The organism is Oceanobacillus oncorhynchi (assembly GCF_000821065.1).
Classification (GTDB): Bacteria; Bacillota; Bacilli; order Bacillales; family Amphibacillaceae; genus Oceanobacillus; species Oceanobacillus oncorhynchi.
The window spans coordinates 2,972,925-2,996,402 of sequence record NZ_CDGG01000001.1 but is presented as its reverse complement, the minus strand read 5'-3'; the positions used below and the strand labels follow the sequence as shown (position 1 = coordinate 2,996,402).

19 protein-coding genes and 1 other annotated feature are annotated in these 23,478 nt (G+C 37.6%); of the genes, 3 read left to right on the top strand and 16 right to left on the bottom strand.

Features of this window, described 5'->3' with window-relative positions:
• Positions 1-284: 284 nt before the first annotated feature.
• Entirely contained in the window at positions 285-767 is a 483-nt protein-coding gene (locus BN997_RS14330) for a DUF7832 domain-containing protein (protein ID WP_042533290.1), read from the top strand.
• A 110-nt stretch (positions 768-877) separates the two neighbouring features.
• Here the strand turns inward: BN997_RS14330 and BN997_RS14325 are convergent, their stop codons facing one another.
• From BN997_RS14325 to BN997_RS14315, 3 genes are all read right to left on the bottom strand, one after another.
• On the bottom strand, positions 878-2,563 hold the full coding sequence (locus tag BN997_RS14325; RefSeq protein ID WP_042533288.1) for a 2-isopropylmalate synthase: 1,686 nt from the start codon (positions 2,561-2,563) through the stop codon (positions 878-880).
• 65 nt (positions 2,564-2,628) lie between these two features.
• Positions 2,629-2,892, bottom strand: a binding site (T-box leader).
• Positions 2,893-3,200: 308 nt separating this feature from the next.
• Positions 3,201-5,102 carry an endonuclease MutS2 gene (locus tag BN997_RS14320; RefSeq protein ID WP_042533286.1) on the bottom strand — a complete coding sequence of 634 codons (1,902 nt, stop codon included), beginning with the start codon at positions 5,100-5,102 and terminating at the stop codon, positions 3,201-3,203.
• A gap of 522 nt (positions 5,103-5,624) precedes the next feature.
• Positions 5,625-6,206: an Rpn family recombination-promoting nuclease/putative transposase gene (locus tag BN997_RS14315; protein WP_052485025.1), complete on the bottom strand. Its 582-nt coding sequence runs from the start codon at positions 6,204-6,206 to the stop codon at positions 5,625-5,627.
• Between the two features lie 103 nt (positions 6,207-6,309).
• On the opposite strand from BN997_RS14315, the gene BN997_RS14310 reads away from it, so the two are divergent.
• Positions 6,310-8,346 (top strand): copper-translocating P-type ATPase, encoded by a 2,037-nt coding sequence (locus BN997_RS14310; RefSeq protein ID WP_042533284.1) that lies wholly within the window; start codon positions 6,310-6,312, stop codon positions 8,344-8,346.
• A 75-nt stretch (positions 8,347-8,421) separates the two neighbouring features.
• On the opposite strand, the gene BN997_RS14305 is transcribed toward BN997_RS14310, so the two are convergent.
• From BN997_RS14305 to BN997_RS14270, 8 genes are all read right to left on the bottom strand, one after another.
• Entirely contained in the window at positions 8,422-9,759 is a 1,338-nt protein-coding gene (locus BN997_RS14305) for a D-serine ammonia-lyase (protein WP_042533282.1), read from the bottom strand.
• Positions 9,760-9,849: 90 nt separating this feature from the next.
• Positions 9,850-10,419, bottom strand: coding sequence for a GNAT family N-acetyltransferase (locus BN997_RS14300; RefSeq protein ID WP_042533280.1), 570 nt, complete (start codon positions 10,417-10,419; stop codon positions 9,850-9,852).
• Positions 10,420-10,561: 142 nt separating this feature from the next.
• Positions 10,562-10,948: a hypothetical protein gene (locus tag BN997_RS14295; protein WP_042533278.1), complete on the bottom strand. Its 387-nt coding sequence runs from the start codon at positions 10,946-10,948 to the stop codon at positions 10,562-10,564.
• 277 nt (positions 10,949-11,225) lie between these two features.
• Entirely contained in the window at positions 11,226-11,684 is a 459-nt protein-coding gene (locus tag BN997_RS14290) for a hypothetical protein (RefSeq protein WP_042533276.1), read from the bottom strand.
• Positions 11,685-11,697: 13 nt separating this feature from the next.
• Positions 11,698-12,498 (bottom strand): DUF3100 domain-containing protein, encoded by an 801-nt coding sequence (locus tag BN997_RS14285; protein ID WP_042533274.1) that lies wholly within the window; start codon positions 12,496-12,498, stop codon positions 11,698-11,700.
• Between the two features lie 15 nt (positions 12,499-12,513).
• Positions 12,514-13,413: an NAD(P)-dependent oxidoreductase gene (locus BN997_RS14280; protein ID WP_042533272.1), complete on the bottom strand. Its 900-nt coding sequence runs from the start codon at positions 13,411-13,413 to the stop codon at positions 12,514-12,516.
• Between the two features lie 114 nt (positions 13,414-13,527).
• The gene (locus BN997_RS14275) at positions 13,528-14,979 is read right to left on the bottom strand and encodes an aldehyde dehydrogenase family protein (protein WP_042533270.1); all 1,452 of its coding nucleotides are present in this window, start codon (positions 14,977-14,979) and stop codon (positions 13,528-13,530) included.
• Positions 14,980-15,062: 83 nt separating this feature from the next.
• Positions 15,063-15,491 (bottom strand): PucR family transcriptional regulator, encoded by a 429-nt coding sequence (locus BN997_RS14270; RefSeq protein WP_052485024.1) that lies wholly within the window; start codon positions 15,489-15,491, stop codon positions 15,063-15,065.
• Positions 15,492-15,668: 177 nt separating this feature from the next.
• On the opposite strand from BN997_RS14270, the gene BN997_RS14265 reads away from it, so the two are divergent.
• The gene (locus tag BN997_RS14265) at positions 15,669-16,784 is read left to right on the top strand and encodes an IS4 family transposase (protein ID WP_042533189.1); all 1,116 of its coding nucleotides are present in this window, start codon (positions 15,669-15,671) and stop codon (positions 16,782-16,784) included.
• 151 nt (positions 16,785-16,935) lie between these two features.
• Here BN997_RS14265 and BN997_RS14260 read toward each other — a convergent pair whose 3' ends face one another.
• The 5 genes from BN997_RS14260 to BN997_RS14240 all read right to left on the bottom strand — a co-directional run bounded on the left by BN997_RS14260 (position 16,936) and on the right by BN997_RS14240 (position 23,265).
• Positions 16,936-18,111 carry a GAF domain-containing protein gene (locus BN997_RS14260; protein ID WP_042533268.1) on the bottom strand — a complete coding sequence of 392 codons (1,176 nt, stop codon included), beginning with the start codon at positions 18,109-18,111 and terminating at the stop codon, positions 16,936-16,938.
• A gap of 179 nt (positions 18,112-18,290) precedes the next feature.
• Positions 18,291-18,797, bottom strand: coding sequence for an O-acetyl-ADP-ribose deacetylase (locus BN997_RS14255; RefSeq protein ID WP_042533266.1), 507 nt, complete (start codon positions 18,795-18,797; stop codon positions 18,291-18,293).
• Positions 18,798-19,094: 297 nt separating this feature from the next.
• Positions 19,095-19,757 carry a TetR/AcrR family transcriptional regulator gene (locus BN997_RS14250; RefSeq protein WP_042533264.1) on the bottom strand — a complete coding sequence of 221 codons (663 nt, stop codon included), beginning with the start codon at positions 19,755-19,757 and terminating at the stop codon, positions 19,095-19,097.
• A gap of 362 nt (positions 19,758-20,119) precedes the next feature.
• The gene (locus BN997_RS14245) at positions 20,120-21,649 is read right to left on the bottom strand and encodes a BCCT family transporter (protein ID WP_042533262.1); all 1,530 of its coding nucleotides are present in this window, start codon (positions 21,647-21,649) and stop codon (positions 20,120-20,122) included.
• Between the two features lie 104 nt (positions 21,650-21,753).
• Positions 21,754-23,265 carry a BCCT family transporter gene (locus tag BN997_RS14240; protein WP_256706300.1) on the bottom strand — a complete coding sequence of 504 codons (1,512 nt, stop codon included), beginning with the start codon at positions 23,263-23,265 and terminating at the stop codon, positions 21,754-21,756.
• Positions 23,266-23,478 lie beyond the last annotated feature (213 nt).

The following is a 23,478-nucleotide window of genomic DNA, read 5'->3' as shown; positions in this document are numbered from 1 at the left end:
TTTTAAACTATCTATTGTTTCATTATAATGATAAACATTATGTTAACTCAAGAAATGACCATCATTCTTTTCGGTCACATCTAATTCATTTTGAACATTGCGTCCCTTTTAATCCAGTTATGCAGCTAAATTTTAACTTCTGTTCCTATCATTTGAATACAGTAAAAACGTGCCTGTCTTCATCAATCTATTCTGCCGGATAACTGTAAACAGCTATTGTATGATGATACACTTATTAGATAAAAGCTGGAAGTACATAACATATATTTAAAGGGGATAAAACCATGTATTTTGATCGAATTGATTATCATCACGCGTCTGCTTACGAACCGTATATGCAAAAATTTCAAAAAGACGAGGAAGAACTGACAGAAACAGATATGGATGTAATTGAATATTATGCTGGAAACCATATCGGCTTCTTTCTGACCTGGATTATTCAACATCAGTTTGAAGGGGAATTGTTAAAAGAAACAGCAAATGAAGATCTCCAGGCTGTACGAAACGAAACAATGTCCGGGATAGAATTTTTTATTAAAAATTGTGATGGAAAATTCACAGAGGAAGATGTCTCTGAAGAAATTTTTCCGTTTGTAAATGCTTATTATGAAAGATACTATCTGACTGATTATGGATTATGGGTAATAGATGATTTAAAAGAAGTACCATTTGGTTTCATCGGTACATGGGAAAATTATCATGATTTCGAGTATACTATCGATCATGCCTACCAAGACTACAAAGATCAGAAACTCTATCTGAATTAAAGAAGAGCTTCTCTTAAACATACATATGTCTAAGAGAAGCTCTTCCATTCATTGATACTTTTTTTGAAGTCTCTTGTTACTCTTCTTTTACTTGAGATTCCTAAAACACATCATTTTACCGTTTCTTTTTGACTTATCAAGGCATCCTCCAGTCGATTCACTGCTACCACTAAAGCATATACAGATGCCGCAGTGATATCCTCATGAATGCCTGCTCCCCAGTAAATTTCTCCCTGATGGGAAATACCAATCTGTGCACAAGCCTCTGCAGCGGAATCTTTACCTAAAGATTGCTGTTCATAAACTTCTAAAGCATAATCGATGTCAAAATGCGCTTTTAACGCATTACTGATCGCATCCAGACTTCCGGCTCCTTTACCTTGCAGCTCGATTTGCTCCTTTTCTTTTTGGATGGTTAACGTTACTTCCTGCCCGGTTCCTTTATTAAAATAGTAATCTACTAATTCAAAGTTTGGATGATATTCCACATAATTTTCTCTAAAGACCTGATAAATTTCTTCCGCGGAAAGCTCTCTGCTTGTTTGATCAGACACTTTTTTCGTTGCATATCCCATTGCTTCGTTCATTTTATACGGAAGTTTTACGCCAAAGTTCGTTTCCAGAATATAACCGATTCCGCCTTTTCCGGACTGACTGTTGACCCGAATAACATCTGCCTGATAATTTCTGCCGATATCTACTGGATCTACTGGAATATAAGGAACATCCCACTTTTCCGTATTTGTTTCCTGACGGTATTTCATCCCTTTGGAAATTGCATCCTGATGTGAACCAGAAAAGGCTGTAAAGACAAGATCGCCGGAATACGGATGTCTTTCATGCACTTCTGTTCGAGTCAGCTTCTCATACTTTTCACGGATGGCATTCATCTGACTGAAATCCAATTCCGGATCAAACCCTTGGGAATACATATTCATTGCTAAGGTAATCAAATCGACATTCCCTGTACGCTCACCGATGCCAAATAACGTACCTTCTACTCGCTCTGCACCAGCTAAAACGCCAAATTCAGCATCACTCACGCCACTTCCACGATCGTTATGCGGATGAATCGATAAAGTAACTCCATCCCGATAAGCCAGATTTTTGTGAATATATTCAATTTGATTAGCAAAAATATGCGGCATCGCAATTTGAACAGTGGTCGGGATATTGATGATTGCTTTATGATCAGGTGTCGGCTTCCAAATATCTAACACACTATTACAAATATCTAAAGCATAATCTACCTCTGTTCCTGGAAAGCTTTCCGGACTATATTGGAAATAGATATCTCCTCCTGCTTCTTCCGCAAGCTCTTTCACTAAAACAGCTCCATTTAGAGCAATTTGTTTAATTTCCTCTTTAGATTTCTTAAATACTTGCCTGCGCTGAGCTTCCGAAGTGGAGTTATATAAATGCACGATAGCTCTTGGTGCACCTTGAATTGCTTCAAAGGTTCTGCGTATAATATGCTCTCTTGCCTGCGTGATCACCATAATTGTTACGTCATCTGGAATCATATTATTATCAATTAATTTCCGTAAAAGATTAAACTCCGTATCAGAGGCAGCCGGAAAACCAACTTCGATTTCTTTAAAGCCGATATCTACTAATAGCTGGAACAATTCCAGCTTTTCTTCCAAATTCATTGGAATAGGCAACGCTTGGTTTCCATCCCGCAAGTCCACGCTGCACCATGTTGGAGCTTTCTCCAAGGTTTCTTTCTTCACCCAGTCATAAGATATTGTCGGTGGCATAAAATATTGTTTTCCGTATTTTTGATGATTAAACATGATACATTCCTCCTCAAATTTAAATTGAAATAAAAAAAGCCTTTCTTCTCCAGCAATTCACTTTGCTAGGAGACGAAAGACTTATTCTTACGCGGTACCACCCCGATTTCATGGTAAACCAAATTACCATGCACTTATCCAGATACAGACAAAACTGTCTTATATCCTTCCCGTGTAACGGTGGGGTTCCGTCCTTAATTACTTTCTTAACTTGATTTCACTAAGGCTGCTCTAAGGCGAGTTCCCTGCTTCCCTGTCATTGCTTCTCATCAGCCAGCAACTTTCTGTAAACAAGTCAGACAAGTACTATTCCTTATCCTTGCATTCCAATTTTGATATTTTCACTATCTTATCAGATTTATCAGAGAATGGGAAGGGGGAATTTTAAAAATATTTTTTGTTGCTTGTAAATTCATATTGAAAACATCAGCTTGGCACTATTTGTATCAAATATTAAATGTTTTTTAATAACCCTCCAAATTCATAAGCAAAATTTCATTCAGGGAGTTAACACCCGTAAAATCCCCGCCTAAATAAATTCATTTATACTCTCTATTTGGAGGGAGAGGTTTACGTAAGGTTCAAATAACAGAAGATGCCTACCCTTTTTTATAGTCAGCACGGACAAAAGGCCAGCTTACTTTTCCCTGTTTCTAATCTCCTTCTCCACCTTCCGCAACGCTTTTTTAGATCCCCGCTCCAAATCATGCTGCATTTTCAGAGAATGATAATTCTCGAATAAAGTATCCATATCGTAACCTGCAGGATATAAATCCTTCCCTTTAATCTCTAAGGAGATTCGCTTTACATTCACCGTAATCAGCTCATTTTTATAAAAAACGACCACATTATATTGTGAATCAGCTCCTTCATAGATAATTCCGAAATCATCGTATTCCAACAGCTTGACCCGATCTCCTTTTTCGTACTCCGTAAATACAGCTGATTTCTGTTTAACTGTCTTAGGCTTTCTAATTTTATTATGATTAACAAGGTCAAAATGATATTCTTTATTATTCATATATTCCTTCGCTTTTTGAAGAACTTGTTCTTTCATGTTCATTTTCCTGGAGATCCACAGCGCATTACTTTCTCCTGATTTCCCCATAATCAATTTATACAGCGGCTCTAATGTTTCACTATTAAATTGCATCGCCGCATTCATGAAGTCCGGATGCATTTCTGAAAAACGCTTGATTTCACCATAGTGGGTTGTAGCTACAGTAATACAGCCCATCTGATAAAATTCTTCTAAAATAGAGATAGCAAGAGCTGCTCCTTCATTCGGCTCTGTTCCGCTGCCAATCTCATCAAAGAGTACTAAAGAATGATGATTCGCCTGCTGCATAATCTCAGCTATATTTTGCATATGAGAGGAGAATGTACTTAGCGCATTTTCCATGCTTTGATTATCGCCAATATCCACAAAAATATTTTCGAATAAGCTGATTTCCGTTTCCTTATTAGCCGTTATATGAAACCCTGACATCACAGATAATGTCAGAAGCCCAATCGTTTTTAATACAACGGTTTTTCCGCCGGCATTTGGTCCGGTGATAATCAGGCTCCTGAAATCTTCACCTATCTCAAAATTCAAAGGCACTGCTTTCCCTGTTAACAGCGGATGTTTACAATCGATCAGTTTCATATACCCATGGTCATTCAATTTGGGCTCAATTCCGTCCGTCTGCTTACTAAATTTAGCTTTGGCAAACACCATATCATATTGGCCAATCAATTCCATATTTATTTTTAATTCGCTGATATTCTCTAAAATCATTCCCGATAAAGTTGCCAGAATTTGATATTCTTCCATCTGCTCCTCAGCTTTTAATACAGCAAGTTCATTATTTAATTTACTGACTGCAGCAGGTTCAATAAAAACCGTAGAGCCTTTGGAAGAGGTGTCTACAATGACGCCATCGACATGATGCTTATAAGCAGCTTTTACTGGAATTGTATATCGATCATCTTTTTTACTGATAAATGCTTCCTGGATATATTTTTTATACACACTGCTTTTCAAAAATCGGTTTAAACGTTCCTCCATCTTCGTCTCAACAGCTTGGATATGGTTTCGAATCCGTTTTAATTCTTTGCTTGCTGCGGAATCGATTCGATTTCCTTTTATCGAAAAATCAAGCTCTTCTTCTATACTTTGAAATACGGCCATTGAATTTGCATAAGAGGCTAATACAGGTGCAAAAAATGCTTTATCGAGCATGTATTTTTTGATTTTCCGGCAGCCCCGCAGGAAATCCGATACATTTACTAGATCATCCGGCTGTAAGATGATTCCCTTTTCTAGATTTTGCATGATATTTTCAATATTGGAAACGCCCAGGAAAGGAACACGGCTATTCGTATTCAAAATGGCCACCGCTTCCGTCGTTTCATTCAATCTGCTTTTCACCACGTTAATATTTGAGCTGGGCTTTAATTTATCCATTAACTGCATTCCCAGCCCGCTGATACAATAAGATTTGATAATTTTTTTTAGTTCATTATATTGCAGTTTATCAAAGGTTATCTCATTCATTTTTTGTTCTCCTTTACGATATGCGTTGAAGTAATCAAGTTCCTCTCTTGTTTACAAGGGAGCGTAGAATGAAGATACCTGCCCATTAGATTTCAATACGTATCTTCTCATCCATTTTGAGAATGAATTTTATCAATAAAAAAAGCCGCAGGAATACCGCAGCTTTTTTACATAATAACCCATCTGTCATGTACATCTGTTTCAGAATAACAACAGATAGCACAACGAGACAAGACGATTATGATGAGGTGCTTATAAGTTCAGCAGGTATCTTCATAGGTTGAAATAAATACATTACAAATAAAGGGTCTACTCACCCTAATTATTTCTATATTTATTTCGTTTGAAATTATCCTATTTAGAACCTACTACAATACTCACACAGCACACTCCTTATTTATTTAAATAGCATTGAAATCTAATTTATAATCACATTATACAATATTTAAAAATGAAATGGAACTGCAAATTTATATGAGATGTATTTCTTCTTACATTAGGTCAAGGCATCCCATCTCTTTTCTATTTCAAGTATTGTTTGACGTCTTCTATGGTTTCCAATTCATCTATATGATCTATTATTGCTTCCAGTGTGCTTATTTCCTGTTCGTGTATCTTTTTCTTTATATCTTCTGAAGGTGGAGCTACAAACTTTGTGATTAATCGAATTGTGGTATTGGCTATACCTTCCGCTCTGCCTTCTTCCTTCCCTTCATTCCGAAAAATCTCCGCTAATGTCATTGTCAACTCGCTTCCTTCTTGATAAGTGTTTCCTATATGGTCGATTATATCATAAAATTGTTTTTTGGTAAGATGCCGCTGGACACGGAAAATATAATAAAACAACGTCTTCAAATACGCTGTGGCTCTTGCTTGATCCTGCAGCTGCCGCAGGTAATCGACTGCCTGATAGATGGTATTTACCATGGCGTGGATATCCTTTTTGCGGATATCCCGAAACACCATCAGAATAATTCGCAGGAACACATTCAATTGGACATTTTCGTCTTTATAACCAGATACATCGTATAGAAAAAATTCATAATCAGGGACATATTTCTGCAGATCGGGCGGGAAATCCTTATACTCTTCCAGCAGGTACAAACGAAAGTTCGCTGACCATAAAAATTCCCTCTCAAGATTGAATAATTACATGTTTCGCAAATACCTTGCAGGGGTATAATAAAAGGAAAGGAGTGGATTACAAATGCATGAACAACATAATCATCACAACGCGCATCATTCCGACCATGAACATCATCAAGAGAAGCATCATGCTCATTCCCACCACGATCATCATGAGCATATGATTGCAGATTTTAAAAAGCGGTTTTACATTTCGCTTGTACTGGCACTGCCGATTATTCTGCTTTCGGATATGATTCAGTCGTTCTTTAATTATTCGCTAACATTTGCAGGGGACCATTGGGTTGAGCTCATTCTGGCATCTATTATTTTCTTCTACGGCGGCTGGCCATTTTTAACAGGTGCTGTGGACGAATTAAAACAAAAATCTCCTGGAATGATGACCCTGATTGGATTTGCAATTACTGTAGCCTATGTTTATAGTGCCGCTACTGTATTGGGTTTGGAAGGTCATGATTTATTCTGGGAATTAGCAACACTGATTGCCATTATGCTGCTGGGGCATTGGATAGAAATGAAATCTGTCAGCAAAGCCTCTGATTCCATGGAATCATTAGTAGAGCTGATGCCACAGGAGGCAACCAAAATAGACAAAACGGGCAACACCGAAGTCATCCCCGTTTCAGAGCTAAAAAAAGGGAATCATGTTCTGATTAAACCAGGTGAAAAAATACCAGCAGATGGTATCATTATTAACGGAAAATCCTCTGTGGATGAATCCATGCTGACTGGCGAATCGGTCCCTGTTGAAAAACAAGTGAAAGATGAAGCAATCGGCGGTTCAATTAACACATCTGGTTCATTGACAATTGAGGTTTCTAAAACAAGTGAAGAAGGCTATCTTTCACAGGTGGTTCAGCTTGTTAAAGAAGCACAGGAAAGTAAGTCAAAAACGCAAAAGCTTTCCGACCGTGCAGCAAAATTACTGTTTTATGTTGCTATAACTGCCGGAATCCTTACATTTGTTATTTGGATTTCTCTTGGCTATGGAATGGAAGAAGCGATGACACGAATGGTAACAGTTCTCGTTATTTCCTGTCCACACGCCTTAGGGCTGGCAATTCCTTTGGTAGTTGCCCGTTCCACTTATCTGTCAGCTCAAAACGGTTTGTTTATCCGTAATCGTGCAGGCTTTGAAGATGCACGAAAAATCGATACAGTCGTATTTGATAAAACAGGCACGTTGACCAAAGGGGAATTTGCTGTAACAGATATTATTTCCAGCAGCAATATAACCGAAAAAGAGCTTCTGCAAAAAACAGCTTCTATTGAAGCACAGTCGGAGCATCCGATTGCTGCAGGGGTTGTTGCGTCTGCGAAGAAGCAGCAAATAAACTTGACCACACCAGAAACCTTTGATTCCATAACAGGTGCAGGTGTAAAAGCAAAATTGGAAGGTTCCTGGCTTCTAGCAGTAAGCCCCGGTTATATGGATAAAAACGGAATCCCTTATGATAAAGAAGCTTTTAACCAGCTTGCTGATGCAGGTAAAACAGTAATTTTTGTTCTGGAGGAAGAACAGTTCATTGGAATGATTGCCCTTGCTGACCAAGTCAAAGCTTCCTCCAAAGAAGCTGTACGCCGTTTACATGAGCTTGGCATTGAAGCACAGATGCTGACTGGTGATAATCAGACCGTAGCGACCGGCGTGGCCAAAGAAATCGGCATTGACCACGTTATCGCTGAGGTGCTCCCAGACCAAAAAGCCGATCAAATCAAACAGCTGCAGGCAAATAAAAAAAGAACAGCGATGACCGGCGACGGCATCAATGACTCCCCTGCTTTAGCCACTGCTGATTTAGGAGTAGCAGTCGGGGCCGGTACAGATGTCGCGATGGAAACAGCTGATGTTGTCTTAGTGAATAGTGACCCGGTCGATGTTGTTTCCATCATAGAGCTTTCCCGCTCAACCTATCGCAAAATGATTCAAAACCTTTGGTGGGCAGCAGGCTATAATATTATTGCCATTCCATTAGCAGCAGGAATACTAGCCCCTTGGGGCATTGTACTAAACCCTGCCGTTGGCGCAGTATTAATGTCACTCAGTACGATTATGGTAGCGTTCAATGCCAGGTTATTGAAAAATAAACATGCCTAAAGAAGGCCTCTGCCATGTAGAAAAACGCAAATCGGCTGGCGCGTCTGATTTGCGTTTTTTCTATTCTTTCAATAATCACCTTATATCAGGATTGTTTTTATATTCCAGTCCCTTTTGATATTCCGCTTCCTGAATGTCACCCGGCACCATGCTTCCACCGGTAGCCCAAATTAAATGCGTATCTCCATCGGTCACTTTCAGTTCATTTTGAACGACATAAGAAGGTCCCATCAACCCGGTTACAGCAGAAGGTTCCAAATGAATGCCCTCTGCATCAGCCATTTCTGCAATTAGGCGGAACATTTGCTCATCACTTACCGTATAAATTCCTTCTAACAGCGGCTCCATGACTTTTCCGACAAAACCAGAGGGTCTGCCGACAGCTAGCCCATCTGCGGCTGTTTGATTGTCTAATCCAAAGTCATTGACGGAAATCTCATTATGCAGTCCTGTCATCATTCCGACCAGCATACAAGGGGAATGAGTCGGTTCTGCAAAATAACATTTTACAGCGTCACCAAAGATAACCTTCAAACCAAACGCAACACCGCCCGGGCCTCCGCCGACACCGCAAGGCAAGTAAACATGGAGCGGCTTCTCCGGACTCACTTGAATTTCCCGTTCTTCGAATTGCTTTTTCAAACGAATAGCTGCCACCGTATATCCTAAAAATAAATCCTTAGAATTTTCATCATCGATGAAATAGCTTTTCGAATCATTTTCAGCTTCTTTTCTTCCCTCTTCCACTGCCTTGCTATAATCAGATGGATGCTCCATAACCTGAACTCCGCGCGATCTTAACAAATCTTTTTTCCATTGCTTTGCATCTGCAGACATATGGACAATGACTTGAAAACCAAGCTTGGCGCTGATGACGCCGATACTCAGACCCAAATTACCTGTAGAGCCTACAAGAATCGTATACTGCGAGAAAAATTCCCGATACGTTGCTTCCGTCATTTTACTATAATCATCTGTTTCGGATAACAAATGATGCTCCTGTAACAGGGTTTCTGCATATTTGAGAACTTCATAAATACCGCCTCTGGCTTTAATCGAACCGGAAATCGGCAAATGACTATCCAGCTTTATGTAAAATGCACCAGGGATTTTTTGACCTGTAATCGTTTCGATTCTGGCCTTGATTTGATTCCCTTCTATCAGCGGTGATTCAATAATTCCCCTGTCCTTTTCCGTTTCGGGATAGGCCTTTGCTATAAAAGGTGCAAATCGTTTTAAGCGTTCCTCCGCATCTTTCATATCTTTTAATTGAAGCGGCTGGTCTTGCAATGCTTCCTTATTATCCTTCACACCTGGATTACTCCAATAAAACGGGGTGTAATTTAATATGGGGCCCAGATCCGGAAATTCTCTGATCCATTTCTCCATCGGTTTCCCCTTTACGATTGTCATTATCCTGTCACCTCTTTTTGAAAATTGTTCTGTTAAGCTAGATTATAACACTCTCCACTTAAAACAAATAATTTGATGGCAGGTATTCTATTATGTTTTTTCTTCGCTTAACCACGTTTCCCTCGTTAATTTCATTTGCATAGAATCGATCCATTCCCCTTCAAATTCCAGCTCGTTTTCATTGATGCCAACTTTCACAAAACCAATTTTTTCATAAACATGCCTCGCCCTTGGATTAAATTCCAAAACGTCCAGGGTCAGATAATGAAGTGTCGTGTTTTTAAACACATAATCGATAAGAAGCTGTGTCGCCTCTGTTCCTAAGCCGCGATTTCTCCCCTGTGGACCGATAAGTATTCTGAAATTCATACTATGCGTGGATTCGTCGTATAAATTGATTACTGCTTCGCCCACCAAAATGTCCAGGAATGAATCAACAATAGCCAAGTCCAGACGGTCCGTTTGAGTGTGTCTTGAACGGTACCAGCCAAGAATATTTTCTTCTTCCTCCTCAAAGTCAAAATCCATATCGCTTCCAGTTAATTTTAAAACTTCCTCATCCGTCAGGCATGCATTTATATGAGGAAAATCTTCTTCCTTAAATGGCCGAAGTGTAACCTTTTCACCTTTCAGCCAAGGTTTATGACTTAAATCTATCATACCGCAGCTCCCCCTTTTTCATTAACATACATGGATATAGTCCTAATTTCCAATGAAAGCCATTCTTTTTCAATCGAATTGACACAAAGAAAGTCATAGAAAAAGCACCTTGTTATCTGCCTGACTTAACAAGGTGCTCTGCTTATTTCTTAAACGCTTTATATATAAAATAACCAATGATACCAATCACTGCATAAACTGCAAAAAAGACAATAAAGCCCCATAAGCCCATGACAGCATCAGCAAATTCCATATTTCCGCGTTGTGTATAGGCCTGCTGAATCTCCACAGCAAATACAAGGACGACCATTACGGTAAATGTGTAGAGAAAAGCCAAAATGGCAATACTCCACTTTATTTTAGATAGAATTTTAAATACTACATAGACAATAAAGAAAGTTACGATTCCCAGGATACCAAAAATCCAGAAATGCAATTCTTTATCTGTCATATTCGAACCAAATGTACTGGCAATCACATCATGCATATCATTGATTAAATCGACAATCAACATAATTGCTTCCCTCATAGCAGACTCCCCTCTGTCAGAAAATGCTTATAATCATAGCCTACACGAAAACAAAAAATAATTCCTTACTTATCTCTTTAAATTTATACAGCTTTACGCAATCAAAGGAAGTATGATAATGGGGAACATGTTCATCTTGGAATAGCAATATATATATGCTTATTGTTAGGTGTGAATGTTGAGTTATTTAAAAAGATTATTTATGCCGTACACGATTTATACATAACTCGCTGTATTCATTAAGACTATATTCTTTAAGAACAGCGCTACTTATCATTTAAATAATTCCTTGGAATCGCAATATAATTTCTGCAATTAATGCCGAACCTATAAATGTTCCTAACATGACTAAGCTTGCCACAACAATCGTCTTCCATCCTAATTTCACAAAATCTGTCCACGAACGGCCGATGGCAATACCGGCATAAGCTAATATAGGCGTTGCAAGTGCGAGAAGCTCGACCTGACTCGTCCATTCAACAATTTTCTCCGAACCGGGCATCCATGGCATAGATACCAGAACGCCTATCAGTGAAATATAAGCAATACTCGGGAAGTTAACCGGTATAAGTTCTCTTAAAATAAATCCAGCTAAACAAATCAGTATGAGTGTGATCATCCCAGGAAGCGCTGTTAATGGCATAATTTCATAGCCTGCCCAATTTCCTATAAGGGCTGTAAACCCAAAAATAACTAATAATAATGTCCATTCTTGTATGTTTTTTAATAACATCATTAAGCCCTCCTTATCATTTAGACGATCTGCTTCGAGTCATCACACGGTATATTTTTTCTGTCAGCGGCAAACCAATAAACAGGCTGACCCATAGTCCAGTTGAAAGTGATAATAAATTACTTGCTCCAGCAAATGCGACAATTTGGGTCTCTAAATCTGGAAATGCAGCTACGAGCGAACCGCTGGCTGCTGCCATCATACTGCCGCTTCCTACTCCTGAGGCCATGGCAAAAGAAAGCGGATTTAACGGAGTAATCGTTGCAAGAAGACCGGAAATCAGCCCCAAGAATACGGCTCCAAAAACCGTTCCAAAAATATACATTGCCATAACACCGCGGCCTTCCGGAGAATTAACTCCAAATTTATCCATGATCAGCCCTACATTTGGCTCTCTCCCAATCGAATGAGTCATTCCAACAGCTTCTCGTTTCAACCCCAGCCAAATTGCAACAGGGAGAGCAAATAGTATTGTCCCTAAATTACCAAGTTCTTGCAAAAGCAATGCCGGACCTGCAGCAATTACTTCCGGTAAAGATGGGCCAATGATAACTCCGATTTTTGCTAATAATAAAGCAACTCCGAGCACAATAATAGGCTCTGCATTTTTTGATTGCTCTTCTTTAACCAATGGGGTAAAAAATAAAACCAGCCCGATAATTAAGGCATATAGCATAGGTAAAAGTAAAATTACTCCGGGACCGACCGTGATACTAAATTGTCCAATTGCTTCTGTTATCAAAACAATGACAAGTACGATAGCATGCAAACGCCAATCCTTCCATAACCCCATAACTGTACTGGATTTTTTACTCATTTTGGAACCCTCCTTTTAATTTTTATTCAGCAATTCTACTTGTCTTAATTGACCAATCATTTCATAGACAGCTGTAGAATCTTTATGATTCTTCCCGTTATAACTGGCGATTTGAAATAATTGGTGTGCGGATTGACTGGAGACCGTCGGGATTTGCTGACCTTCAGCAAGGTCCCGGTATAAATTCATATCTTTCATCATATTCGCTAATGAAAATTTCACATCATTAAATGTGTCTTTTAACATATTTGCTCCAAAAACATCCATTACACGTGTTTGCGCAGATCCATTTTGTAAAATAGAAGCAATTTTCTCCTTGGAAACACCCGCCTTTTCACCAGTAATAAGTGCTTCACTCAACAAGGTGATTACTCCTCCAACCACCATGTTATGACACAATTTCACAATTTGTCCTGCACCGCTTTCCCCTACGTATTCGATATTCTCCCCCACCGCTTCTAAAACAGGTAATACCTCTGGAAAAGCTTGTTCGCTTCCTCCGGCCATAATCGTCAGCGTACCATTATGAGCACCTTCCGGACCGCCGCTTAATGGGCAATCAAAATATTCTATTTCATATGTTTTAGCGATTTCATGCAATTGTCTTGTAATTGCTACATCATTTGTGCTCATATCTAAGATATAAGCCCCTTTCTTCATCACAGAAAATGCTCCCTGCTCTTGATCTGTCATTAATTGCTGAATAACGGAAGGAGACGGCAGGGATAAAATTATAACATCAACCAATTTTGCTAATGTTCTAACATTTTCAGCACCAATGGCTCCTTTATCCGTCAATGCCTGTACAAGTTCATCATTAATATCAAAAACATGTACATGATAATCTTTTTTTAATAAATTGGAAGCAATTCCAGCTCCCATTAATCCGCATCCGACGATTCCTATATTTTTCACGAAACTCTCCCTTTCCTGGTTGACTTCATTTAAATAATAGACAGACGGCGAATATCAGGTTTATTAGAATATAGATGTGCATTCCAGGATATGAGCCGTCTGTTTATTATCTTTTTATGCTTTAATATAAACAGTTTTATACTCTGTCCAAAAATCTAATGCTGTTGACCCTTGTTCACGAGGACCAATGCTGGATGCTTTTTTGCCGCCAAATGGATATTGATTTTCAAAATAATTAGACGGTATATTCACATGTGTAACCCCCGATTCAATTTCACGAATAAAATGAAACGCTTTATTCATATCATTGGTATATATCGTTGACGAAAGCCCAAATTCATTATCATTCGCCAGCTCAATTGCTTCCTCATACGTATCTACTATTGTAATTCCCATTACCGGACCAAAAATTTCTTCCCGGTTAATCGTCATTTCCTTTGTTACATTACTGAATATGGTCGGCAAGACAAAATATCCTTTGTCCTTTCCGTCGTCTGTCAAACGCTTTCCTCCATATTCCAATGTGGCTCCTTCATCTATAGCAGAGTGAACATAATGTAAATAGGTGTTTAACTGTCCTTCATCAATTACCGGGCCATTATCTACGTTCTCTGTAAATCCATCAGCAATAACTAATTTTTCTGCCCGTTTTACTAATTTTTCAATTAATTCTTTTGCGATAGACTTTAATACAATCACACGGCTGGTCCCTGTACAACGCTGTCCATTATCTAAAAACCCGCTAATCACCAGATTTTCAACCGTTTCGTCAATATTGGCATCTTCAAGAATAATAGATGGATTTTTTCCGCCCATTTCAGCCTGCATTTTTGCTCCGCGAGTCGTTACAGCTTTTCCAAGCGCCAATCCTACATCCGTTGACCCTGTAAACGATACAGCTTTGATTTTCGGATGATTTCCAATAGCGCTCCCAATCACGCCGCCAGGCCCCGTTACCATATTAATAACTCCAGCAGGTACCCCAGCCTCTTCAAATAATTCCATGATTTTCACACTAATTAGCGACGTATTGCTTGCAGGCTTAAAGACTACGGTGTTTCCTGCGATAATTGCCGGAGCTATTTTCCAAATCCCGATACCTAACGGAAAATTATAAGGAGCTATTACACCAACCACCCCGAGTGGTTCTCGAATAGTATAGCCGAAGATACCATTATCTTGAGAAGGTATGGTTTCACCTGTCAGTCTGGTTGCTTCTCCGCTAAATTGCTTCATCGCCTCAATCGTTTTACGTACTTCTCCATGTGCCTCCCGGAGTGATTTGCCAACTTCTTTTGTAATAATGACAGCCAATTCTTCCTTATTGCTTTCAAGAAGCTGAATCAAATTGAAAATGACATCCCCTCTTTTCGGAGCTGCTGTGCGCGACCATTTTAAAAAAGCGTTTTCAGAAGCTTGTATAGCTAACTCGACATCTTCCTCATTAGATTGTTGGAAAAAGCCTACTATTTCATCTGTTTTTGCAGGATTTATGCTTGCGTATGTTTCATTTGTTTTTGATGGAACCCATTCCCCATTTATAAAATTAAAATACGTATTGCTCATTTCTAAGTAGCCTCCTTTGAATACTTGATATATTTCATCTTAAAATGAAAGCGCTTAAAATTAAATAGGGCGAGCAACAAAGATTACCCATCTTTTTTGATGCTCGCCACATATAGACGAAAGGCTATCACGAAATCAATCCAATCCTTCTCATCATCAAATTGAATGTCTAATGCTTCCTCTATTTTTCGTAAACGATAGTAAAGTGTATTGGCATGTATATGCAAATGCTCAGCAGTTAGTTTATGATTTTTATTTAAATGGATAAATACTTGAAGTGTTTCAATAAAGCTTTCATCCAGTGAATATAAATGCTGCAGCTTATCATGCATAAACATTTTCAGAACATCCTCGTCTACTTCATATAAAAGCCTCTCAACTCCCAGCATAGCATATTCAACTATCTCCATCTGGTGATGTTTGGCATATCCAATGGAGCGAATAGCTTCCTGATAGGAAACAGACAGTTCCTTTATATTCGTTTCTCTGCCAATACCATAAATAACCTCCATGTTATTCCAATATTTTTTTATTTGTTTAATAAGCTCCACTAGCGTTGCATTAATTATGTCTAATAATACGGAATAATCCTAATTTTCGGTTTTTCCTGTTTTAAGCCATAAAAAAATCCTTTATAATGAATTGGTCAGGTGAATTTCTGTCCAAATCCAATATAAAGGAAACCACTTATGGACAAGAATACACGAAAAAATGCATTTGGTAAATGGATTGCACCAATAAATTTCAAAAAACTTTGCGAACAAGTAACGATTCATCAACAAGATACCTATACAAAAAAACTGACGACAGAAGCCTATTTGAAGTTGATGCTTTATGCGCAGGTTCATGAAACAGAAGGACTCCAAGCTCTAAGCGATGCACTTTTAGATGCTGATTTTCAGAAAGCGAGCGGAATAGAAAGCATTAGTGCTTCCCAGCTTTCCCGTAAAAATAATGAAATCAATCCTTCTATCTTAGCGACCCTATTTTTAGATTTGGTTTACCAGATCAAAAGCTATGAAAACAAAGCCATGAAAGGACTCCCTTTAAAGATTATTGATTCCAGTACGCTGCCCCTTAACCTCACCCGTTATAAGTGGGCTAAGTTTCGAAAAACCAAAGCGGGGGTTAAGTTACATTTGCGATTGGTTTTTATGAACCAGGATACGGTTTATCCGGAAAAAGCTGCGATAACACCAGCGAAGGAACATGACCGCAATCAATTGGAAATACTGGTGGATGATAAGGAAGCCATGTATGTCTTTGATCGTGGCTATATGGATTACGAGCGCTTTGACCGAATGACAGACGATGGTTACTTTTTCGTATCCAGACTTAAGAAAAATTCTGTCACACGGAAGGTTTACGCTTTTTCTGTTCCTTCCAACTCCAACGTGTTATCCGATCAAATGGTTTATATCGGATCCACGCAAAAGCGTTGTGAAAATGTGTTTCGTCTCCTCGAAGTAACCGATACAAAAGGAAATCAATTACGATTAATTACCAATCGATTTGATTTAGAATCCGAGGAAATAAGCAACATTTATCGTTCACGCTGGTCAATAGAGCTGTTTTTTAAATGGTTGAAACAGCACGTGAAAATCAAACACTTTTTTGGAATGAGTGAAACAGCTTTACAAAATCAAATCTATTTGGCACTTATCACCTATTGTTTACATGTACTCATTCAATTAGAAACACAGAGTGAGAAGAAATTACTCCGTATTGTTCGCTGGTTAAAGGCAGCTATATGGAAACCGGCTTATCTTTGGCTGCGTCGTTTTGAAAAGAAAACGGTCCCTTGATAAAGAAATGAGAACAGGAAACCACCAGGAATATTGGCACAAATGTATATATTTACCAAATGGGCAGAAACACCTTTATTAGGTTGTTGATTTTTTGGCGAAAATTACTGAGAACTATTTAACAGAATATTCTTATTATATTTATGCAACGCTAGTGAATAAGCTCATATAAACGATTCTTTTTTGGCTCCGGTACAATAACAATTACCTGAAAGGTACGCGTAAAAATTAAACTGTCTATTCCCAGTGACTGACTAATTCGCTCTATTGACTGGATAAATCGTTCTTTTTCTATTAATTTATCTAGCTGCCATAATGATTTATCCTTCCCTTCCATTATCATACATTGCACAGTCCAATCTTTCTTCCATTTCACATATTGTAAAGCATGCTGCAGATCTCTATCTGAAATTCCTTCCATTAACTGATTAAACACTTCTTCTCTGAAATGGATTTCTTTTTCAAAAAGCGCATTGTTTTTAACCAATTCTAATGCAATGGGAAGGCTTGCTTGTTCAATAGCAATTTTGCTCATATAAGAAAAATCATTAAAGGCTTTTTCAAATTTCAATAATCCCAGCCTTTCATTTCCTCTTACAATAGGAAAAATATTTTCTTTATCGTATTCTTTTATCTCATGATCAAACTGAACCGGCGATTCAATAATTTTTTCCAATAAAGAAATGACATTTTCAATGCCTCGCCCTTCAATAATTAATTCATAAAATTGATTATGAATAGCATACGATTGTCTCAGTAAATTATTTTTCTCCTTTAAATCCTGGTAAACATTCGAATTATCGATTGCGATAGCCGTTTGATCCGCAACCACTTCAATAACCTGCATATCCTCTTTTGTAAATATATTTTTTCGGCTGAAATTATTGACAACAACCATGCCATAGCAGCGGTTCTTATTTACAATCGGAACAACAAATGTGCTTTTTATTTTTCTTTCTTTGATTCCTTTATAATAATATTGATAGTTTTTTGCAGTCATATTTTTCATATAGTCATCAATTTCTTCTTCCGAAGTGAATAGTTTTGACTTTTTTTCTTGAAACACCCTGCCAGCAATTGATTCACCGGGAGCGAATGCAATTTTTTCAAATGCTTCCTTATTCACATCCTGCCCTTCAGCAAATTTAAGTGTTTTCGTTTTTTCATCATATAAATAGATAATAAAAACTCCTGACACATCAATTAACTCCGTGGCTGCTATAATAACACTTTTTAGGATTTCTTCTATTTTTAATGACTTTGTCAGCATTTTATTTATTTCCAGCAGTTTTTTTGCTTTATGAATATCCTTAAAGTTTTCATCCATTCATTTCACCACTTTTCCAAAAGTCTAAATAAATAATTTATTTATTATCTTATCACAATTACTTTAAAATAATTGTGATATCTCAAAGTATCACGATAAAATGCCTCGACAAACACAAAACGCCCCTGGAGTTAGATGATTCCATCTAATTCCAGGGGCTGTCGTACTATATATAAGAATTATCCCACAATGGATGCATACCATTTTTGAAACAAGGTAAAGGCTTCTTCGTCATACGCAATAAGATACACACGCATCTCATTCTCTGATAAAAAGTCATGAATGACTGAGACAGCAATGTTAAACGCTTGTTCCTTTGGATATCCATAAACGCCGGAAGAAATAAGCGGAAAAGCAATACTTTCCATTTGATACTCCTTCGCTAAAGCAAGCGAATGCTTGTAGCAGTCGGCCAATAGCTTTTCTTCATTTCTTTGCCCACCGTGCCAAACTGGTCCGACAGTATGGATAACATATTCAGCCGGCAGCTGATAGCCTTTTGTTATTTTCGCTTGACCTGTTTCACAGCCGCCAAGGTTCCGGCATTCCTCATACAGTTCAGGTCCTGCCGCCCGGTGAATTGCTCCATCAGCCCCGCCTCCTCCAAGCAAAGTAGAGTTAGCAGGATTTACAATAGCAGCTGCATTGACTTTTGTAATATCACCTTGAATGATGTTAAAAGACATAAACGTCCCTCCAGGTAAATTATTAATCCTTCTAATCTAGTTATTTCCCATTTTCATAATAGAGAAATGACTGCATAGGAAAATACAAAAAATAACATTAAAACGGATAATACTTATTGGTAGCTGGATGATTATGAAGCGTCTGTAGCTGACTTATGTAATATAATTATAAGGAAGTGAGGTTTGTGTTGCAAATAAAGATGGATTCATTTACCAGTCCTCTGGATTTGAAATCAAAAAAATCGCTCATTATTTAAACCCTATTAATGCAAGGTATCTAAATAATGAACGAATCCATTACTTGGCTAAGGTATAGATGTTTACAATTCCTTTTATATGTTCCATCGTCTTCTCTGCTGCTTCATCCGCATTCAAATGACGCCGATTATTCAATACAGTGATTAACATCCCCTGCCATACCAGCACGGTTCTCTCGTTAATAATAGCAGCTGTTTCTTCAGATAGCATACCTTCCTGAACAGACTTATACAATTCATTTCGGCTTCTCGATGAAAGGTTATAATCCGTTATAATAGTCTTTATATCTTCTGAAACCTCTCCGTATAAATCTGATTGGTAGACATTATAATAATATTTCAATAATTCTTCTGGATTTTCTCCCAGATCAGCTAAAAAGATAGCATAATAAATTTCCGGATCTTCAAAAGAATGTTTACAAAAGCTTTCCCAACTCAATAAGTATTTATCCAAAGGATTTTCTTCCTTTTCCATATATTCAGGAAGACCTTCAATATATTTATTTAAATATTTCAGTGCTGCAAAAAAGATGAGGTGAGAAACTTCCTGAAAATAATTATAGATAGTGGCACTATTATATCCTGCTTTCGTAGCAATCTCTCGTATAGTAACATTTTCAATGCCCTTTTGCTCAATAATTTCAACTGTAGCATCTACGAAATATTGCCACATGCGCTGCATTTGAATTTCTTTGTTTGACATTTGGAATCCCTCCCTTACTCTTTATTAATTATGCAGAACTACGTTACTACTATAAAGGTTTTTCAATTGGGAATCAACAATAGTCGGGAAAGAACAAACAAATGACACAAAATTGCCTATAAAAGCTATCCGTAAAACAGCAAAGCAGCATGCGCTCTTTTTTCCGCGAATGCTGCTTATACATTGAAATGTCAGTTGATCAGGCTGCCTTGATTTATTTTACATAAATACAATTTTAATTGAATCTTTACATCAAATATCAAACTGGAATTGATCAACTCCTGTTTATCAGCGTATTGACCATATATATGAAAGGCTGTTTTACTGAATTATTTATCCTTGAGATGATATCGAAATCCTGCTTATCCGGTTTTCGATTTAACCTCTTCTTCCTTTTTTACTTTCGAATATTTAAATTCACTTTTCAATGCTTTTAATATCGTATATGTCATAAATAGCATAAATATAATAAACGGAGTGGACACTACAATGACTACTGTCTTTATCGTTTCTAAGCCTCCAGCTAATATAAATACGGCTGATATACAAAAAATAACTAATCCCCAGATAAACTTTATCTTGTTATCAGGATTAATATTCCCTTCAGAGCTAAACATTGCAAGCACAAACGTGCCTGAGTCGGCTGAAGTGATGAAAAATACTAAACATAGAAGCATCATTAAAGCACTGGTTAGAGAGCTCAATGGAAAATATTCCAGGAACGAAAATAACGCCTGCGTAACATCTGTGTTGACAGCATCGCCCAGCATACTATTCCCCAGGTCATGGATGAGGTGTATACCTGCTCCGCCAAAAATGGAAAACCAAATAAAGCATAATATAGTGGGGAAGAAAAGAACTGCAATGACAAACTCCCTGATTGTCCTTCCTTTTGATATTCTGGATATAAATGCGCCAACAAACGATGCCCAGGTTAACCACCATGCAAGGTAAAATATTGTCCAATTGGAAACCCAATTTTGCTGGTCGCCATTAAAAGGAGCTAACTGTGAACTCATTGTCAATATATCACTTAAATAACTTCCTGTCCCGCTGATAAAAATATCTATTATCTGTTTTGTAGGCCCTATAAGGAAAATAAACAGCATCAAGCTAAGAGCTAACAGCATATTAAAATTAGAAAGATATTTTATCCCGCGATTGACCCCTGTAAGCGCAGATATCATAAATAATATCGTGCCAACAATGATAATAATCATTGAAACAGCTATTGTATTAGAAAATCCCCAAAGAAAATTTGCTCCCTCAGAAATTTGAATTGCTCCTAATCCAAATGCCTGAGCAATACCTATAACTGTAATGAAAATTGCATAAATATCAATTGTTTTGCCCCATGGCCCATAAATTCTATCACCCAAAACAGGGTAAAAAATAGAGCTTACTCTGGCAGGAAGATTTTTTCTAAATTGAAAGTAAGCCATTCCTAATCCAACTAAACCAAACAATGCCCATGGGTGTAATCCCCAATGAAAAAATGTATACTTTATTGAAAGTTCGGCTGACTCAGAAGTTAATCCTTCACCAACAGGCGGGGACGTATAATGCATGACGGGCTCGGCAGTCGCCCAAAAAACCAATCCAATCCCCATCCCTGCAGCAAATAACATGGATATCCAAGACAACGTACTAAATTCAGGCTGGTCCGAATCCTTTCCTAATTTTATCGAACCATATTTTGAAAACATAAGATAGATACTGGTAATTACAATTAATAAACTAACCACAAGATAAATCGGGCCAAAATAATTCACATTAAAACTCAAGAAAGCAGGAGCAGCTTTTTCCAACCACTCTCTAAATACAATACCAAAGACCATAAAGGATAATGAAATAATTAAAGAGACACGTAAAATCAAATTATTTTTAAACATAGAAATTCCTTTCTAATTCATTTTTAATGAAAACAAAGATAGGTTTCATAGCCCCGCCTTAGGTAAGCGTTTACAATTAAACATTCCTTCTTTTCTTTTTTAAGTCAGCTAACTTCCTTTCCATCTTCTGCATACTCACTTTTTATTTCAGACTCATCTTTCATTAAACCTTTTAAAATTGCGTAACACATGATTAAAATTAATAAAGCAAGCGGCGAAGTGAAGACTATAAGTACTGATTTTGCAGTCTCTAATCCTCCAGCTATAACTAAAATAATTGCATAGCTAAAAAGAACACCTCCCCAGATCAGCTTTATTCTATTAGGCGGGTTAAGGCTCCCCCCTGAACTGAACATTGCTAACACAAAAGCTCCAGAATCTGCTTGTGTGATAAAAAAGACTAAGCTTAACAGCATAACTAGAATGCTTGTGAAAGAACTCATTGGAAAATAATCAAGAAATGCAAATAACGCAGAAGTAACATTTGAACTAACAATATCTCCTAACACTGTATTCCCTAATTCATGTATCAGGTAAATACCTGTACCTCCAAATACAGAAAACCATACAAAACACATCAGTGAAGGCACAACGAGTACTGCCAGCACAAACTCTTTAATTGTTCGTCCTCTGGATACTCTTGCGATAAATGCTCCAACAAACGGAGCACATGACAGCCACCATGCAAGGTAAAACACAGTCCAATTTGAAATCCAATTTTGTTCTTCACTATTAAACGGAGCCAGTCTGGTGCTCATGGATAAAAAATCATTTAAATAACTGCCAGTACCAGTAATAAACACATCAATTATATGTTTAGCCGGTCCGAAACCAAATATAAATAATGTAATCAGAATGGCTAGTATCATATTAAAATTAGAAAGATACTTGATACCACGTTTCAGTCCGGTAACTGCAGACGTCATAAATAATATGGTACCAATGATTATAATTACTATGGAAACAGCTGTTGTATTAGATAATCCCCATAATATATTAGCCCCTTCAGAAATTTGTAGGGCTCCTAATCCAAACGAATTCGCTAAACCGATAGCAGAGATAATGATTACAAATATATCGATGGCGTTTCCGATTGGACCGTATATTCTTTCTTTTAAAAGCGGATAAAAAATAGAACTAAATCTAGCAGGCAGCCCTTTTCTAAATTGAAAGTAAGCCATACCCAGCCCAATAATCCCATATAACCCCCAAGGCTGGAGCCCCCAATGGAAGAAAGTATATTTTATCGCAGTATCCGCAGATTCTGCAGTAGAGCCTTCCCCTTGCGGCGGATATAAATAGTGAGTAATTGGTTCAGCAGTTGCCCAAAATACTAAACCTATCGCCATACCGGCTGCAAATAACATTGAGATCCATGAAACAGTGCTGAACTCAGGCTTCTCGGTATCTTTTCCTAATTTAATATTTCCAAATTTCGAAAAAGCTAAATATGCGCATATTCCGACAACGATAAAGCCTGCGAACAAATAAAAAACTCCAAAGTAATTAACGTTAAAACTTAAAAACGTTGGAGCCATTTTTTCTAACCAATTTCTAAATAAGAGACCCAGAACAATTAAACAGCAAGAAATGATTATTGAAACTCTTAAAACGATATGTTGTTTGATAATAATCCTCCTAAACCAATTTAAAAAGTTCCAACTTTCTGACTTATTTTTTTATAGTACAGCTAGATAAATGAATATATTTAGCTAGGTAATCTACTTGAAGTCATGGTCTTTCTTATTTCATTCTGCTTTCCTGAAATAAAATGAATATTAAAAGATTTTTACCCTCAAGCCATCTGTGAAAAAATCCTGCATGTATCT